This is a genomic window from Streptomyces sp. MBT53, assembly GCF_016654115.1.
In the GTDB taxonomy this organism is placed as follows: domain Bacteria; phylum Actinomycetota; class Actinomycetes; order Streptomycetales; family Streptomycetaceae; genus Streptomyces.
The window spans coordinates 13491-28972 of the sequence record NZ_JAEQAZ010000037.1 but is presented as its reverse complement, the minus strand read 5'-3'; the positions used below and the strand labels follow the sequence as shown (position 1 = coordinate 28972).

The window sequence follows — 15482 nt, the reverse complement described above, 5'->3', positions numbered from 1 at the left end:
TGACTCAATCAATATTCGGGCCTGCGGTATTGCCCCGATGCCGCAGCTCCGACCAGGTCACACACCAGGACGGCAGCACACGCACCCGCCTCAGGATCCGGCCCACCACCTTCGCGGCACGCCGCTCGACGGACTCGCTGAACGCGAAGACCAGCTCCAACAGGTCGCCCAGGAGCAACGCCGCATCCCAGGCCGCGACGTTCACCAGACACCACACCGGGAGGATCGCGACGGTGCCCGCGAGGCGGAGGGCGAACCGCCCCCGGGGGCGCACCGGTTCGGGTCCGGCGGGCTCCTCGCGCTTGTCCAGTTCGACCATGGCGGTCATCATCCCGCACGGCCGAAACGGGCCGGGCGGAGATCCGCCCGGCCCGCGTCAACTGCATCAACAGAGAGAACAGATGGCGGCTACTTGACCGCCCGCAGCGCGTTGACGATGCCGAACCCGTAGAAGCCGTTGACGCGCTTGCCGCCGACGCAGGTCGCGTCCGCGATGCCGTCGCCGTTGGTGTCGTACACCTCGGTCGGGCAGCCCGGGTTGTCCGCCTCGGCCTTCAGCAGCCCCTGCAGCTGGGCCGGAGAGGCGTGCGGGTGCGTGGACTTGAGCAGCGCGGCCACGGCGGCGACGTGCGGGGTCGCCATCGACGTGCCCTGGAGGTAGCCGTACGTGTTGTTCGGCAGCGTGGACAGGATGCGGCCGTTCTTCGACGGGGTGTCCGGGATCTGCCGGGCGTCGCCGCCCGGCGCCGACACGTCGATCACGCCCTTGCCGTAGCTGGAGAAGTACGACTTGGCCTTCGTGACACCGACCGAACTCACCGTCACGACACCGGGCAGCTGGGTCGGCACGTCGAAGCACTCGTGCGGGTCGACCGTGCGGGTCGTCGCGGTCGAGTCGTCCGGGCTGGAGGCGTCGACCAGGGCGTGGGAGTCGAGGTCGTCGTTGGAGTTGCCGGCCGCGGCGACATTGAGCGTGCCCTTGCTCTGGGCGTACAGCTGGGCCCTGTTGACCGCGTCGACGATGGCACGTTGATCGGGGTCGTCCATGCAGTTGTACAGCCAGGGATCAACGTAGTAGCTGTTGTTGGTGATCTCCACGCCGTGATCGGCGGCGAACACGAACGCGCAGACCACGCTCTCCGGGTAGAAGAGCTGGGTCGAGTCCGGCTCGGCCACCGTGATTCCGGAGACCTTCACGCCCGGGGCGACCCCCGCCACACCGATGCCGTTGCGGGCGGCGGCGATCTCACCGGCGACATGTGTGCCGTGGTAGTGGGCGGAGTCCACGGGACGCCAGGAGCCGTAGGTCGTGTCCGCCTTGCCGCCCACGCAGTTCGCGGACTGCGAGGGGGAGAAGTTCGGGGCGATGTCCGGGTGGGTGTCGTCGACGCCGACGTCGATGACGGCGACCGTCACGCTCTTGCTGCCCGGGTTGATCTTCGCGGCCTTGTCGGCGCCGATCGCGGGCAGGTCCCACTGGTCGGCTTCGAGGGGCTCGCTGTCACCGGCCGCGGCGGAGGCCTTCGTCGTCTTCGCGGCCTGCTCCTTGGAGAGGTACTGCACCGCGCCCTCGTCCGTCGTCGAGGCGAGGCTCAGCGGCGCGGTCCGCGTGGCGCCGGCCGACTGCACACCCGGGACCTTGCGGATGATCAGCCCGAAGTCGGGGTTCGCCGAGTGCACGACGATCACGCCGATCTGCTCGTACGTCTCCACGATGCTGCCGCCGGCCGCACTGATCGCCTTCTTGACCGTGTTGATCGTCCGGTGGTCCAGTCGAGTGTTGACCACATACGAGAGGTTGGGCGCGTCGGCGGTCTGCGCGGTGGTCTCCGTGATCGGGACCGCCGAAGCCGCCGACGGGAGGAAACCGAGCGAGGCGGTCAGCGACAGCACGACCGGTACGGCGAGGGCGAGCCGGTGTCTGGGGCGCAGATGAGCCATGGGATCTCCACATCATCCGGAAACGAAAAGGCCCGAGACGTGGTGCCTCCCGGGCAGGTACATGACTAGTGGTGCCAGCTGAAGTTATCTCCCGCGAGGGCTGGCCAGCAATGACTTCCCAAAGGCGAGTCCTGAAAGAAGTCAAAGGAGTTGAACCGGTCCACGCGTGGCGCCGTGACCCTGGGCAGGAAGCGCCAGCAGGATCGAGAACCCCTCGATATCGCGCAGGGGAGTCGCTCGATCACTCCTGGTGGCGTGATCCGTAGGTCTGTGAGGTCGCAACCAGCATGTCCGCAACGCGAGGAGACACCGTGGCCACCGAGACACCACCGCCCTCGAAAGCCGAACACAAACTCCCCAGCACCGAGGAGTTCGAACAGGTCCAGGAGAGCGCGGAGTTCGCCGAACTGCGCCGCGCCCACCGCTCCTTCGCCTTCCCGCTGACCGTCGCCTTCATCACCTGGTACCTCCTGTACGTCCTGCTGTGCAACTACGCGGACGACTTCATGGACACCAAGGTCGTCGGCAACATCAACGTCGCCCTCGTCCTGGGCCTCGGCCAGTTCCTCACCACGTTCCTCATCGCCTGGTGGTACGCGCGGTACTCCGCCGCGAAGCTCGACCCCAAGGCCGAAGCCATCAAGTCCCGGATGGAGGGCGGCGCATGAGCCCCGCGATCACCCTGGCCGCCGGAGAGGCGAGCCAGCACCGGCCGCTGATCATCACCCTGTTCGCGGTCTTCGTCGCCGCGACGCTCGTCATCACCGTCTGGGCGGGCCGCCAGACCAAGAGCGCCGCCGACTTCTACGCGGGCGGCCGGCAGTTCACCGCCTTCCAGAACGGCCTGGCCGTCTCCGGCGACTACATGTCCGCCGCGTCCTTCCTCGGCATCGCCGGCGCCATCGCCCTCTTCGGCTACGACGGCTTCCTGTACTCGATCGGCTTCCTGGTCGCCTGGCTGGTCGCCCTGCTCCTGGTGGCCGAACCACTGCGCAACTCCGGCCGCTACACCATGGGCGACGTCCTCGCCTACCGCATGCGCCAGCGCCCGGTCCGTACGGCGGCCGGCACCTCCACCATCGTGGTGTCGATCTTCTACCTGCTGGCCCAGATGGCCGGCGCGGGCGTCCTGGTCTCCCTGCTCCTGGGCATCACATCCGACGCGGGCAAGATCGGCATCGTCGCCCTGGTCGGCGTCCTGATGATCGTGTACGTCACCATCGGCGGCATGAAGGGCACCACCTGGGTCCAGATGGTCAAGGCCTGCCTGCTCATCGCCGGCGCTCTGCTGCTGACCTTCCTGGTGATGCTCAAGTTCAACTTCAACATCTCCGACCTGCTCGGCAAGGCCGCCGACAACAGCGGCAAGGGCTCCGCCTTCCTGAACCCCGGCCTCAAGTACGGCGCCACCGGCACGACCAAGCTGGACTTCATCTCCCTGGGCATCGCCCTGGTCCTCGGCACCGCGGGTCTGCCGCACATCCTGATCCGCTTCTACACGGTGCCCACCGCCAAGGCCGCCCGTAAGTCGGTCAACTGGGCCATCGGCCTCATCGGCGCCTTCTACCTGATGACGCTGGCTCTCGGCTTCGGCGCCGCGGCACTGATCAAACCGGACGAGATCATCGCCTCCAACAAGGCGGGCAACACGGCGGCCCCCCTCCTGGCCCTCCATCTGGGCGGAGTCGACTCCAACTGGGGTGCCATCCTCCTGGCGAGCATCTCGGCGGTCGCCTTCGCCACGATCCTCGCGGTCGTCGCCGGACTCACCCTCGCCTCGTCCTCGTCCTTCGCCCACGACATCTACGCCAACGTCATCAAGCGGGGACAGGCGACGGAGAAACAGGAGATGGCCGCCGCCCGGTACGCCACGGTCGGCATCGGCGCCGTCTCCATCCTCCTGGGCGCCCTCGCCCGCGACCTGAACGTCGCCGGCCTGGTGGCCCTCGCCTTCGCGGTCGCGGCCTCCGCCAACCTCCCGACGATCCTCTACAGCCTCTTCTGGAAGCGCTTCACCACTTCCGGAGCCCTGTGGTCGATCTACGGCGGCCTCGTCACCGCGGTCGGCCTGGTCCTGTTCTCGCCGGTCGTCTCCGGCAAACCCACCTCGATGTTCCCGGACGTCGACTTCCACTGGTTCCCCCTGGAGAACCCCGGCATCATCTCCATCCCGGTCGGCTTCCTGCTGGGCTGGCTCGGCACGATCCTCTCCAAGGAGGAGCCCGACACCGCCAAGTACGCGGAGCTGGAGGTACGGTCCCTGACCGGCACCGGAGCCCACTGAGTCCCTCGGAGTCCCTCGGAGACCCCCCCACGTCGACGGCCGCGTCGTAGATCCCTACGACGCGGCCCCGTCGTACCTCGTGGGATCGGGCCGCCCTCGTTGTCAGAGGTGTCGCGTAGGCTCGCAGGTGTCGGAAAACATGCGATCCGAATCGAGGGAGGAGGCCCACGTGCTCATCGACACCTATGGCCGAGTGGCCACCGACCTGAGGGTTTCGCTGACCGACCGGTGCAACCTCCGGTGTACGTACTGCATGCCCGAGGAGGGCCTGCAGTGGCTGGCGAAGCCCGACCTCCTCACGGACGACGAGATCGTCCGCCTGATAGACATCGCGGTCACCTCCCTCGGTATCGAGGAGGTCCGCTTCACCGGCGGCGAGCCCCTGCTGCGCCCCGGCCTGGTCGGCATCGTCGAGCGGGTCGCGGCCCTGGAGCCCCGCCCCCGGATGTCCCTCACCACCAACGGCATCGGCCTCAAGCGCACGGCGACCGCCCTGAAGAAGGCGGGCCTGGACCGGGTCAACGTCTCCCTGGACACCCTGCGCCCGGACGTCTTCAAGACCCTCACCCGCCGCGACCGCCACAAGGACGTCCTCGACGGCCTCGAAGCCGCCCGCGAGGCCGACCTGACCCCGGTCAAGGTCAACTCGGTCCTGATGCCGGGGCTCAACGCCGACGAGGCCCCGGACCTGCTGTCCTGGGCCGTGGCGCACGACTACGAACTGCGCTTCATCGAGCAGATGCCCCTGGACGCCCAGCACGGCTGGAAGCGCGAGGGCATGGTCACGGCCGGCGACATCCTCGCCTCCCTCCGCACCCGCTTCGAGCTGACCCCCGAAGGCACGGACGAGCGCGGCTCGGCCCCGGCCGAGCGCTGGGTCGTGGACGGCGGCCCGCACCGCGTGGGCGTCATCGCCTCGGTCACCCGCCCCTTCTGCGGAGCCTGCGACCGCACCCGCCTCACCGCCGACGGTCAGATACGCAACTGCCTGTTCGCCCGCGAGGAGACCAGCCTCCGTGACGCCCTGCGCTCCGACGCCCCGGACGAGGAGATAGCCGGCATCTGGCGCCAGGCGATGTGGGGCAAGAAGGCGGGCTCGGGCCTGGACGACCCGTCGTTCCTCCAGCCGGACCGCCCGATGTCGGCGATCGGCGGCTGAGTAGCGGTCGTGGACGAAGGCGCGCTGACGCGATTTCGGACGGGCCCTACAGGGCCTCGGGCGCTTCCCAGTCCTCGAACTTGACGACGTCCTTCAGGAAGCCACGCACACCGAGGAACTGGGACAGATGCTCGCGGTGCTCCTCGCACGCGAGCCACGTCTTGCGCCGCTCCGGGGTGTGGACCTTCGGGTTGTTCCACACAAGGACCCACACGGCGTCCGCGCGGCAGCCCTTCGCGGAGCAGATGGGTGTCTCGTCACTCACGGGAACTCACGGAATTCGTCTCACAGATGCGCTGAAAAGGCGACGCCGAGCAGCCACGGGGGGAGCTGCCCGGCGTCGGTCTGTCGCTCCGACGGGGGATGCGGAGCGCGTACGAAGTATGTCACGGGTGACCGCTCGCTCGGCACCGGAACAACATGATTGATCTGAGCTTTTCTTGAGCTTGGTGCGGAGCCGACTTCCGTTTATGGCACGTTCCCCATGGTCACGACCGGCCGTACGGTTCGCCCCGCACACCCGGCGTCGGCTCGGGCACGACCTCTTCCGGGACGGGTTCCGCGACCCCCTCGTCCGACCGCGGCGGCATGATCATCGGCCGCGGCGGCGCGGTGACGAACGTCGACGGCAGACCGGGCGCGTTCTCCCGTCCGGCGTTCGCGATCACCACGGCGACATAGGGGAGGAGCACACCGAGCACCAACGCGACGATCGCGACGTGCCGTTCGACGTTCCACAGGGAACAGGCGAGAATCACCGACACCGTACGGATCGACATCGAGATGACATACCGGCGCTGCCGACCGCGGACATCCTCCGCGAGTCCCGTCCGGGCTCCGGTGATCCGGAACACCTGGGCGTTGCCTTCGCCGTGCAGCTTCCGCATCACATTCCACCATCCGCCCGCATCGGACTCTCCCCGGCCCGCACCCCGGTCCGTACCCGATCCGGGAACCGGGCCCCGACACCTCCAACGTTACGCCGCGCCTGCGCCGCCTTCGAGACCGGGGCACCCCGGGTCCGGGCGAGCGGACTGCGCCGCACCACGTACGGCCGTACCCGACATGCGGCGTACCGCGACCGGGCCCACACTTGGCGTAATGCTCACGTCGAGCCGTACAAGGAGGCAGCCATGGGCTGGTTGTGGGCGATCATCGTGGGATTCGTGCTGGGCCTGATCGCGAAGGCGATCATCCCGGGCAAGCAGCACAGTCCGCTCTGGCTGACCACCATCTGCGGCATTCTCGGCGCCATCGTCGGCAACGCGATCGCCCGAGCGGCCGGCGTCGACGCGACCAGCGGCATCGACTGGAGCCGCCACGCGTTCCAGCTCATCGCCGCGATCATCATCGTCTTCGTGGTCGACATGGCCTACATGGCGACCATCGGCAAGAACAAACAACGAGCCTGACAGGCGTACGACGAAGGGGCGGCCTCCCGAACCGGGAAACCGCCCCTTCGCCATGTGCTCACGCGCCCGTGACCTCCACGGCCGCCAGGTTCTTCTTGCCCCGCCGCAGCACCAGCCACCGCCCATGAAGGAGGTCCTCCGTGCCCGGCACGGCATCCTCCGCGGTGACCTTCACGTTGTTCATGTAGGCCCCGCCCTCCTTCACGGTCCGTCGCGCCGCGGACTTGCTCGCGACCAGGCCGACCTCGGCGAACAGGTCGACGACCGGGCCGAGTTCGGCCACCTGGATGTGCGGGACCTCGGAGAGGGACGCGGCCAGCGTCTTCTCGTCCAGCTCCGCCAGCTCGCCCTGTCCGAAGAGAGCCCTGGACGCGGCGGTCACGGCGGCCGTCTGCTCGGCGCCGTGCACCAGCGTCGTCAGCTCCTCGGCCAGCGCGCGCTGCGCGGCACGGGCCTGGGGGCGCTCCTCGGTCTGCTGCTCCAACTCCTCAAGCTCCGCACGGGACTTGAAGGACAGGATGCGCATGTACGTGGAGATGTCCCGGTCGTCCGTGTTCAGCCAGAACTGGTAGAACGCGTACGGCGTGGTCATCTCCGGGTCGAGCCAGATGGCGGTGCCCTCGGACTTGCTGAACTTCGTGCCGTCCGCCTTGGTCATCAGCGGTGTCGCGATCGCGTGCACCGTGGCGTCCGGCTCCAGGCGGTGGATCAGGTCCAGGCCCGCCGTGAGGTTGCCCCACTGGTCGCTGCCGCCCTGCTGGAGCGTGCAGCCGTACCTCCGGTAGAGCTGGAGGAAGTCCATGCCCTGGAGGATCTGGTAGCTGAACTCCGTGTAGCTGATGCCCTGGTCGGACTCCAGACGCCTGGCGACGGAGTCCTTGGTCAGCATCTTGTTGACGCGGAAGTGCTTGCCGATGTCCCGCAGGAACTCGATCGCGGAGAGGTTCGCCGTCCAGTCCAGGTTGTTGACCATGACCGCCGCGTTCTCGCCCTCGAAGGACAGGAACGGCTCGATCTGGTGGCGCAGCTTCTGGACCCAGCCGGCGACCGTCTCCGGGTCGTTCAGTGTGCGCTCCGCCGTCGGGCGGGGGTCACCGATCTGACCCGTGGCGCCGCCGACCAGCGCCAGCGGCCGGTGACCGGCCTGCTGCAGCCTGCGCACGGTGAGCACCTGCACCAGGTGTCCCAGGTGGAGGGAGGGCGCGGTGGGGTCGAAACCGCAATAGAACGTGACGGGACCGTCCGCGAGCGCCTTGCGCAAAGCATCTTCGTCGGTGGACAGGGCGAACAGCCCGCGCCACTTCAGCTCGTCGACGATGTCCGTCACGGTTCTCGTATCTCCTTGAGTGGTCTCGTGATCTCGTGATTCACGTACGACGTGAATCAGGTACGAGGTTATACGCCCTGACTGACAGAGCTCATATTGAAGTCCGGCACCCGCAGCGCGGGCATCGCAGCCCTAGTGAACCAGTCGCTCCACTCCCTGGGCAGCGTCTTTTCCGTGCGCCCGGCCTCGGTCGCCCGCCCCAGCAGATCCACCGGCGACTCGTTGAACCGGAAGTTGTTCACCTCGCCCGCCACCTCGCCGTTCTCGACGAGGTAGACGCCGTCCCGGGTCAGCCCGGTGAGCAGCAGGGTCGCCGGGTCGACCTCGCGGATGTACCAGAGACAGGTGAGCAGCAGCCCGCGCTCGGTGTTCGCGACCATCTCCTCCAGGGAGCGGTCCTCGCCTCCGCTGAGGATCAGGTTGTCGATCGACGGCGCCACCGGCAGCCCGGTGAGACCCGCGCTGTGCCGGCTGGTCAGCAGGTGCTGCAGCTCGCCCTCGCGCACCCAGTCGGTGGCAGCCAGCGGCAGCCCGTTGTCGAACACCGACTGGTCGCCCCCGGAGGTGTGCGCGAGCACGAACGGGGCGGACTCCAGACCCGGTTCGTTCGGGTCGCTGCGCAACGTCAGCGGCAGCTCGGTGAGCTTCTCACCGACGCGGGTGCCACCGCCCGGCTTGGAGAACACCGTGCGCCCCTCGACCGCGTCCCGGCCCGACGCCGACCACATCTGGTAGATCAACAGGTCCGCGACCGCGGTCGGCGGCAGCAGCGTCTCGTACCGCCCGGCGGGCAGCTCGATCTTCCGCTCGGCCCAGCCCAGTCGTACGGCCAACTCGGCGTCCAGGGCCGCCGGGTCGACGTCCTTGAAGTCCCGGGTCGAGCGGCCGGCCCAGGCCGAGCGCGTACGGTCCGGAGACTTGGCGTTCAGCTCCAGCGTGCCGTTGGGCTGGTCGTGGCGCAGGCGCAGCCCGGTCGACGTACCGAGGTAGCTGGTCACCAGCTCGTGGTTGGCGAAGCCGTACAGCTCGCGACCGCCCGCACGCGCGCGTGCGAACGATTCGCCGAGCGCCGGGGCGAAGTCGGTGAAGACGGAGGACGAGGTCTCGGCGGGGCCGTCCGTGAAGTCGGGCGAGGCGGTCACGCCCGTGACGAGCGGCTGCGCGTCCTCGGCGGGCTCGGCCCCGCGCGCGGCGGCCTCGGCGGCCCGTACGAGCGGCTCCAGTTCCTCCGGGGTGACGGCGGACCGGGACACGACCCCCGAGGCGGTGCCCTCCTTGCCGTCGACGGTCGCGATGACGGTGAGCGTGCGTCCGCGCGTGACCCCGTTCGTGGTCAGCGCGTTGCCCGCCCAGCGGAGGTTGGCGGTGGAGTGCTCGTCGGCGATGACGACACAGCCGTCGGCCCGGGAGAGTTCGAGGGCGCGCTCGACGATCTCGTGCGGCTTGTTCGTACGGGCGCTCATCGACCGGCCTCCTGCGTGGTGTTGAGGATGTTGACGCCCGTGAAGAGGGCCGACGGGCAGCCGTGCGAGACGGCCGCGACCTGGCCCGGCTGGGCCTTGCCGCAGTTGAAGGCGCCGCCCAGGACGTAGGTCCCCGGACCGCCGACGGCCGCCATGGACCCCCAGAAGTCGGTGGTCGTCGCCTGGTAGGCGACGTCCCGCAGCTGTCCGGTGATCCGCCCGTTCTCGATCTTGAAGAAGCGTTGCCCGGTGAACTGGAAGTTGTAGCGCTGCATGTCGATCGACCACGACCGGTCGCCGACCACGTAGATCCCGCGGTCGACCCCGCCGATCAGATCCTCCGTGGACAGCCCCGCCGGGTCCGGCTGCAGTGACACGTTGGCCATGCGCTGTACGGGGACATGGCCGGGGGAGTCGGCGTAGGCGCAGCCGTTCGAGCGGTCGAAGCCGGTCAACTTGGCGATGCGGCGGTCGAGTTGGTAGCCCACCAGGGTGCCGTCCTTGACGAGGTCCCAGGACTGGCCCTCGACGCCCTCGTCGTCGTAGCCGATGGTCGCGAGGCCGTGTTCGGCGGTGCGGTCGCCGGTGACGTTCATGCGCTCGGAGCCGTACTTGAGCTTGCCGAGCTTGTCGAAGGTGGCGAAGGAGGTGCCGGCGTAGGCGGCCTCGTAGCCGAGCGCGCGGTCCAGTTCGGTGGCGTGGCCGATGGACTCGTGGATCGTCAGCCAGAGGTTGGACGGGTCCACGACGAGGTCATAGAGGCCCGCCTCGACGCTCGGGGCCCGCATCTTCTCGGCGAGCAGTTCGGGGATCCGCGCCAACTCCTCGTCCCAGTCCCAGCCGGTGCCCGTGAGGTACTCCCAGCCGCGGCCCACGGGCGGCGCGATGGTGCGCATCGAGTCGAACTCACCGCTCGACTCGTCGACCGACACCGCGTTCAGCTGCGGGTGCAGCCGTACGCGCTGTTGCGTGGTCACAGTCCCCGCGGTGTCGGCGTAGAACTTGTTCTCGTGCACGGTGAGCAGCGACGCGTCGACATGGTTGACGCCGTCCGCCGCGAGCAGCCGGGCGCTCCAGTCCGCCAGCAGGCCCGCCTTCTCCTCGTCGGGCACCGAGAACGGATCGATCTCGTACGACGAGATCCACGTCCGCTCCTCGTGCACGGGCTCGGCGGCCAGTTCGACGCGCTCGTCAGAACCGGCCGCCTTGATCACCTGGGCGGAGAGCTTCGCCATCGCCACCGCCTGCGAGGCGACCTTGGCGGCGGCGTCGAGGCTCAGGTCCACGCCCGACGCGAAGCCCCAGGTGCCGCCGTGCACGACCCGTACCGCGTACCCGAGGTCGGTGGTGTCCGACGTACCGGCCGGGCGGGCGTCCCGCAGCCGCCAGGACGCGCTGCGCACCCGTTCGAACCGGAAGTCCGCGTGCTCGGCCCCCAGCGCACGCGCGCGTGCCAGCGCGGCATCGGCCAGGGCGCGTAGCGGAAGTGCCGTGAAGGCTTCGTCGATGGAATGAGGCACGGAGGTCTCCCTGCTGTCGTGGCCTGTGGAGTCCGATCATGTCGCGCGGACAGGTGCGGGGACCACACGTTTCCGCTCGGCGTCGGCACTTTCTGTAGAGACCCGACAGCGAGTCCCCCGAGCCACTGTCGGTGCCCGATTGTCCCGTGGCGCGGGCCGACCGATAGGTTTTCGATAAGGCCGTCTGCCGACCAGGGTGCACCGGGCAGGCGCGCAGGACAGCTATCGAAAGGGTGATCCGTTGAGCCGCTCGGTTCTCGTCACCGGAGGCAACCGGGGCATCGGCCTCGCCATCGCCCATGCGTTCGCCGACGCCGGCGACAAGGTCGCGATCACGTACCGCTCGGGTGAGCCGCCGGCCGCCCTCCTTGAATTGGGCTGCCTGGCCGTGAAGTGCGACATCACCGACACCGAGCAGGTGGAGCAGGCCTACAAGGAGATCGAGGCCGCGCACGGCCCCGTCGAGGTTCTGGTCGCCAACGCGGGCGTCACCAAGGACACGCTCCTGATGCGCATGTCCGAGGAGGACTTCACCTCGGTCGTCGACACCAACCTCACCGGCACCTTCCGCGTCGTCAAGCGCGCCAACCGCGGCATGCTGCGCGCCAAGAAGGGCCGTGTCGTCCTCATCTCGTCGGTCGTCGGCCTGATGGGCGGCCCCGGCCAGTCGAACTACGCCGCCTCCAAGGCGGCCCTGGTCGGCTTCGCGCGCTCGCTCGCCCGCGAGCTGGGGTCGCGCAACATCACCTTCAACGTCGTCGCGCCCGGCTTCGTCGACACCGACATGACCAAGGTGCTCAGCGACGAGCAGCGCGAGAACATCGTGAAGCAGGTGCCGCTCGGCCGTTACGCGCAGCCCGAGGAGGTGGCCGCGACGGTGCGGTTCCTCGCCTCCGACGACGCCTCGTACATCACTGGAGCCGTCATCCCTGTTGACGGCGGACTGGGAATGGGTCACTGATCACCATGAGCGGAATTCTCGAGGGCAAGCGCGTCCTGATCACCGGTGTGCTGCTGGAGTCCTCCATCGCCTTCCACGCCGCCAAGCAGGCCCAGGAGCAGGGCGCGGAGATCATCCTGACCGCGTTCCCGCGGCCCACGCTGACCGAGCGCATCGCCAAGAAGCTCCCCAAGCCCACCAAGGTCATCGAGCTCGACGTGACGAACGACGAGCACCTCGCGCGTCTCGCCGACGTCGTCGGTGAGGAGCTGGGCGGCCTCGACGGCGTCGTGCATTCCATCGGGTTCGCGCCGGCGGACGCGCTCGGCGGCAACTTCCTCAACACGCCGTTCGAGTCGGTCGCCACCGCCATGCACGTCTCGGCGTACTCCCTGAAGTCGCTGACCATGGCCTGCCTGCCGCTGATGCAGAACGGCGGCTCGGTCGTCGGCCTCACCTTCGATGCGCAGTACGCCTGGCCGCAGTACGACTGGATGGGCCCGGCCAAGGCCGCCCTGGAGGCCACCAGCCGCTACATCGCGCGCGACCTGGGCAAGCAGAACATCCGCTGCAACCTCATCTCCGCGGGCCCGCTCGCCTCGATGGCCGCCAAGTCCATTCCGGGCTTCAGCGACCTGGCCGCCGTGTGGGACAACCGCTCCCCCCTGGAGTGGGACCTCAAGGATCCGGAGCCGGCCGGCAAGGGCATCGTCGCCCTGCTGAGCGACTGGTTCCCGAAGACCACGGGCGAGATCATCCACGTGGACGGCGGCCTGCACGCCATCGGCGCCTGACCTCCCGGCCCGGCTTCTTCCACGGCGTCGACGCCCCGTTTCCCGCACCGCGCGGGCAGCGGGGCGTCACCCGTTCGGCCCCGTAGACCGGGCGGGGTCGGGCCACAACTGCGCACTCTGGATTACGCGTTCACCACGCGATTCCCTCCCCAGCACCACCGAGGAGGTTCCCCTTGTGCGCCTGTCCCGCAGCCTGGCCTCAGTGACCGCCGCCGTCGCGCTCGTCATCTCCCTGGCGTACGAGGCGATGCCCCACACGCGCGTGGAGGCCCGGAAACCGGCCGCCGCCCCCCAGCTGTTCGGCGCCGCGTGCCGCACCGCCGTCCACGGCTCGCACGTGATCGCGTACTGCCACAACCCGTACCCCCTGACCGACCGCGTCGCCCTGCACATCGAGTGCGACCGCTGGTGGGACATCGACAGCGACGGCACCGGGATCGACGCGGGTCCGGCGCAGACCGTACGGCTGGCCGGCCGCTGCTGGGAGGACGTCCGCGCGGTGTGGGTCAGCCACCAGAAGCGGGCGAGCTGAGCCCCTCGGGAGCGGGCGGGTCCAACCGCCCCGGGCGGCACAGGAACGGATAGCCCGCGGCCTCCGCGGCAGCCGCCCGCGCGTCACCCGCGCGGATCGCGTCCACGAGCCGCGTGTGGTCCATGTACGACTCCGGAGTCAGCTCCTCGCCGACGTCCGCGCGCAGCCAGTCCCGCAGCACCTCGCCCAGGTCGGCGTACATCGCCGTCATGACGTCGTTGTGCGAGGCGGCCACCACGGCCAGGTGCAGGGTCGCGTCGGCCGTCACGAAGGCCTCCGTGTCACCGGACTCCCACGCCTCCTCACGCCGTACGAGAAGGGCGTCCAGCTGCTTGAGGTCCTTCTCGGTGCGCCGCTCGGCCGCCAGCTGCGCCGCCGCCGACTCCAGGGTGGAACGCAGTTCGGCGATGTGCCGGGGGTCGGCGTCCGCGAAGCGGCGGTGCATCACGCCGGCCAGCTCACTGGTCGCCGCGACGTAGGTGCCGGAGCCCTGGCGGATGTCCAGCAGGCCGTTGTGCGCGAGCGCGCGGACGGCCTCGCGGACCGTGTTGCGGGCGACCCCGAGCTGCTCGACCAGCTCCGGCTCGGTCGGGATCCGGGAGCCGACCGGCCACTCGCCCGAGGTGATCTCGTTCCGCAGCGCGGCGATGACCTGCTCGGACAGTGCCGAACGACGGGGGTGGCTCAGGGGCATGGCACACCTTCGCATGTGCGGGGCGGGAACGGGCCGCCCGGGGGTGGACAACCAATCATCCCATGATTCTATGATGGTCGGCATGGCGAGCGAGGAAACCCGGACACTGAAGTCCACGACGACCGACACCGGCGGCCCGGCCGCGAGCGTCCCCGCGACATCAGGCGGAGGACCGGCCACGCGCGCGTGGACGACGCGTCTGGTCGTCGTCGGCATCGTGCTCGCCGCGCTGAACCTCCGCCCCGCGATCACCAGCCTCGGCGCCCTCCTCGAAGAGGTCCGCGACGGCCTCGGCATGAGCGGCAGCGTCGCCGGACTGCTCACGTCCGTGCCCCCGTTGTGCTTCGCGGCCTTCGGCGTCATGGCCCCGCGCCTGGCCCGCCGCTTCGGCCCGAGCACGGTGGTCTGCGCCGGCATGCTCGCCATCACCGCCGGCCTGCTGATACGGCCCTACGTCGGCGGTACGGCGGGCTTCCTGGCCGGCAGCGCCCTCGCGCTCATGGGCATCGCGGTCAGCAACGTCCTGATGCCGGTGATCGTCAAGCGCTGGTTCCCCGACCGCGTCGGCTCCATGACCGGCCTGTACTCGATGGCCCTCGCCCTCGGCACGGCCGCCGCAGCGGCGGTCACCGTGCCCATGACCGATGCCCTGGGCGGCAGTTGGCGCTCCGGCCTCGTCGTGTGGGCGGGGCTGGCCGCAGCCGCAGTACTGCCGTGGACCGCTCTCGCGCGGCACCGGGAGGCGCCCGCGGACCCGGCCTCCCGCGCGTGGGAGGGCGAGCGGGCGCGGCCCGAGCTGCGGATCACCCGCAGCCGTACCGCCTGGGCGCTCGCCGTGTTCTTCGGGCTCCAGGCCACCGCCGCCTACATCACGATGGGCTGGATGGCGCAGATCTTCCGGGACGCGGGTGTCTCCGCGAGCACGGCCGGGCTGCTGCTGGCCGTCACCATGGCGGTGGGCGTGCCCCTGGCCTTCGTCATCCCGCGCGTGGCCACCCGGCTGCCCCACCAGGGGCCGATCGTCGTCGTGCTCGGCCTCTGCGGCCTCGCCGGATACGCGGGTCTGTACCTCGCGCCGGCCGGGGGAGCCTGGGCCTGGGCCCTGCTGCTCGGCATCGCCAACTGCGCCTTCCCGCTGGCCCTGACGATGGTCGGCATGCGGGCCAGGACCGGCGCGGGCGTCGCCCAGCTGTCCGCCTTCGCGCAGAGCGCCGGGTATCTCATCTCCGTCCCGGGGCCGCTCCTGGTCGGCGTGCTCTACCAGCACAGCGGCGGCTGGGGACTGCCGATCGCCCTCATGGCCGGCCTGATGGTCCCGCAGATGGCCGTGGGCGTCCTCGCGGGCCGCGACCGCACGGTGGAGGACGAGGCGGCCCGCTGAACCCGCCCCGGCGGACACCGCACGGACGGGGGGTG

General features: G+C 69.6%; 16 protein-coding genes. 8 read left to right on the top strand and 8 right to left on the bottom strand.

The features are described 5' to 3' along the window. Positions 1-4: 4 nt before the first annotated feature. Both JHN45_RS16140 and JHN45_RS16135 read right to left on the bottom strand, forming a co-directional pair. Positions 5-319 (bottom strand): hypothetical protein, encoded by a 315-nt coding sequence (locus JHN45_RS16140; RefSeq protein WP_201049489.1) that lies wholly within the window; start codon positions 317-319, stop codon positions 5-7. Between the two features lie 89 nt (positions 320-408). Next, positions 409-1941, bottom strand: coding sequence for a S8 family serine peptidase (locus JHN45_RS16135; RefSeq protein WP_201049488.1), 1533 nt, complete (start codon positions 1939-1941; stop codon positions 409-411). A gap of 311 nt (positions 1942-2252) precedes the next feature. Here JHN45_RS16135 and JHN45_RS16130 point away from each other — a divergent pair, with 311 nt between their 5' ends. The 3 genes from JHN45_RS16130 to moaA all read left to right on the top strand — a co-directional run bounded on the left by JHN45_RS16130 (position 2253) and on the right by moaA (position 5384). Further along, complete coding sequence (locus JHN45_RS16130; RefSeq protein ID WP_200711699.1) at positions 2253-2609, top strand: DUF485 domain-containing protein; 357 nt, start codon at positions 2253-2255, stop codon at positions 2607-2609. Beyond that, positions 2606-4225, top strand: coding sequence for a cation acetate symporter (locus tag JHN45_RS16125; protein WP_200711698.1), 1620 nt, complete (start codon positions 2606-2608; stop codon positions 4223-4225). Before JHN45_RS16130 ends, JHN45_RS16125 begins: the two co-directional genes overlap by 4 nt. Positions 4226-4394: 169 nt before the next feature. After that, the gene (gene moaA, locus JHN45_RS16120) at positions 4395-5384 is read left to right on the top strand and encodes a GTP 3',8-cyclase MoaA (RefSeq protein ID WP_307783117.1); all 990 of its coding nucleotides are present in this window, start codon (positions 4395-4397) and stop codon (positions 5382-5384) included. 46 nt (positions 5385-5430) lie between these two features. On the opposite strand, the gene JHN45_RS16115 is transcribed toward moaA, so the two are convergent. Together JHN45_RS16115 and JHN45_RS16110 are read right to left on the bottom strand one after the other, a co-directional pair. Beyond that, on the bottom strand, positions 5431-5649 hold the full coding sequence (locus JHN45_RS16115; protein ID WP_201049487.1) for a hypothetical protein: 219 nt from the start codon (positions 5647-5649) through the stop codon (positions 5431-5433). A gap of 223 nt (positions 5650-5872) precedes the next feature. Then, positions 5873-6271 (bottom strand): DUF3099 domain-containing protein, encoded by a 399-nt coding sequence (locus JHN45_RS16110; RefSeq protein ID WP_201049486.1) that lies wholly within the window; start codon positions 6269-6271, stop codon positions 5873-5875. 246 nt (positions 6272-6517) lie between these two features. Here JHN45_RS16110 and JHN45_RS16105 point away from each other — a divergent pair, with 246 nt between their 5' ends. Beyond that, on the top strand, positions 6518-6796 hold the full coding sequence (locus JHN45_RS16105; RefSeq protein ID WP_043685229.1) for a GlsB/YeaQ/YmgE family stress response membrane protein: 279 nt from the start codon (positions 6518-6520) through the stop codon (positions 6794-6796). Positions 6797-6854: 58 nt separating this feature from the next. Here the strand turns inward: JHN45_RS16105 and tyrS are convergent, their stop codons facing one another. From tyrS to JHN45_RS16090, 3 genes are all read right to left on the bottom strand, one after another. Next, positions 6855-8123: a tyrosine--tRNA ligase gene (gene tyrS / locus JHN45_RS16100; RefSeq protein WP_201049485.1), complete on the bottom strand. Its 1269-nt coding sequence runs from the start codon at positions 8121-8123 to the stop codon at positions 6855-6857. Positions 8124-8191: 68 nt separating this feature from the next. Then, positions 8192-9586, bottom strand: coding sequence for a metallopeptidase TldD-related protein (locus tag JHN45_RS16095; RefSeq protein WP_201049484.1), 1395 nt, complete (start codon positions 9584-9586; stop codon positions 8192-8194). After that, complete coding sequence (locus JHN45_RS16090) at positions 9583-11106, bottom strand: TldD/PmbA family protein (RefSeq protein ID WP_200711692.1); 1524 nt, start codon at positions 11104-11106, stop codon at positions 9583-9585. The genes JHN45_RS16095 and JHN45_RS16090 overlap by 4 nt, the downstream gene beginning before the upstream one ends. 241 nt (positions 11107-11347) lie before the next feature. Here JHN45_RS16090 and fabG point away from each other — a divergent pair, with 241 nt between their 5' ends. From fabG to JHN45_RS16075, 3 genes are all read left to right on the top strand, one after another. Next, positions 11348-12067 (top strand): 3-oxoacyl-[acyl-carrier-protein] reductase, encoded by a 720-nt coding sequence (gene fabG, locus JHN45_RS16085; protein WP_200711691.1) that lies wholly within the window; start codon positions 11348-11350, stop codon positions 12065-12067. A 5-nt stretch (positions 12068-12072) separates the two neighbouring features. After that, positions 12073-12840 carry an enoyl-ACP reductase FabI gene (gene fabI / locus JHN45_RS16080; RefSeq protein WP_200711690.1) on the top strand — a complete coding sequence of 256 codons (768 nt, stop codon included), beginning with the start codon at positions 12073-12075 and terminating at the stop codon, positions 12838-12840. Between the two features lie 175 nt (positions 12841-13015). Continuing rightward, the gene (locus JHN45_RS16075; RefSeq protein ID WP_200711689.1) at positions 13016-13372 is read left to right on the top strand and encodes a hypothetical protein; all 357 of its coding nucleotides are present in this window, start codon (positions 13016-13018) and stop codon (positions 13370-13372) included. On the opposite strand, the gene JHN45_RS16070 is transcribed toward JHN45_RS16075, so the two are convergent. Next, the gene (locus tag JHN45_RS16070) at positions 13347-14066 is read right to left on the bottom strand and encodes a FadR/GntR family transcriptional regulator (RefSeq protein WP_200711688.1); all 720 of its coding nucleotides are present in this window, start codon (positions 14064-14066) and stop codon (positions 13347-13349) included. The two genes, JHN45_RS16075 and JHN45_RS16070, sit on opposite strands and share 26 nt — an antisense overlap. 70 nt (positions 14067-14136) lie before the next feature. Between JHN45_RS16070 and JHN45_RS16065 the strand changes: the two genes are divergently transcribed. Next, positions 14137-15447: a CynX/NimT family MFS transporter gene (locus tag JHN45_RS16065; protein ID WP_201049483.1), complete on the top strand. Its 1311-nt coding sequence runs from the start codon at positions 14137-14139 to the stop codon at positions 15445-15447. Positions 15448-15482: the final 35 nt, after the last annotated feature.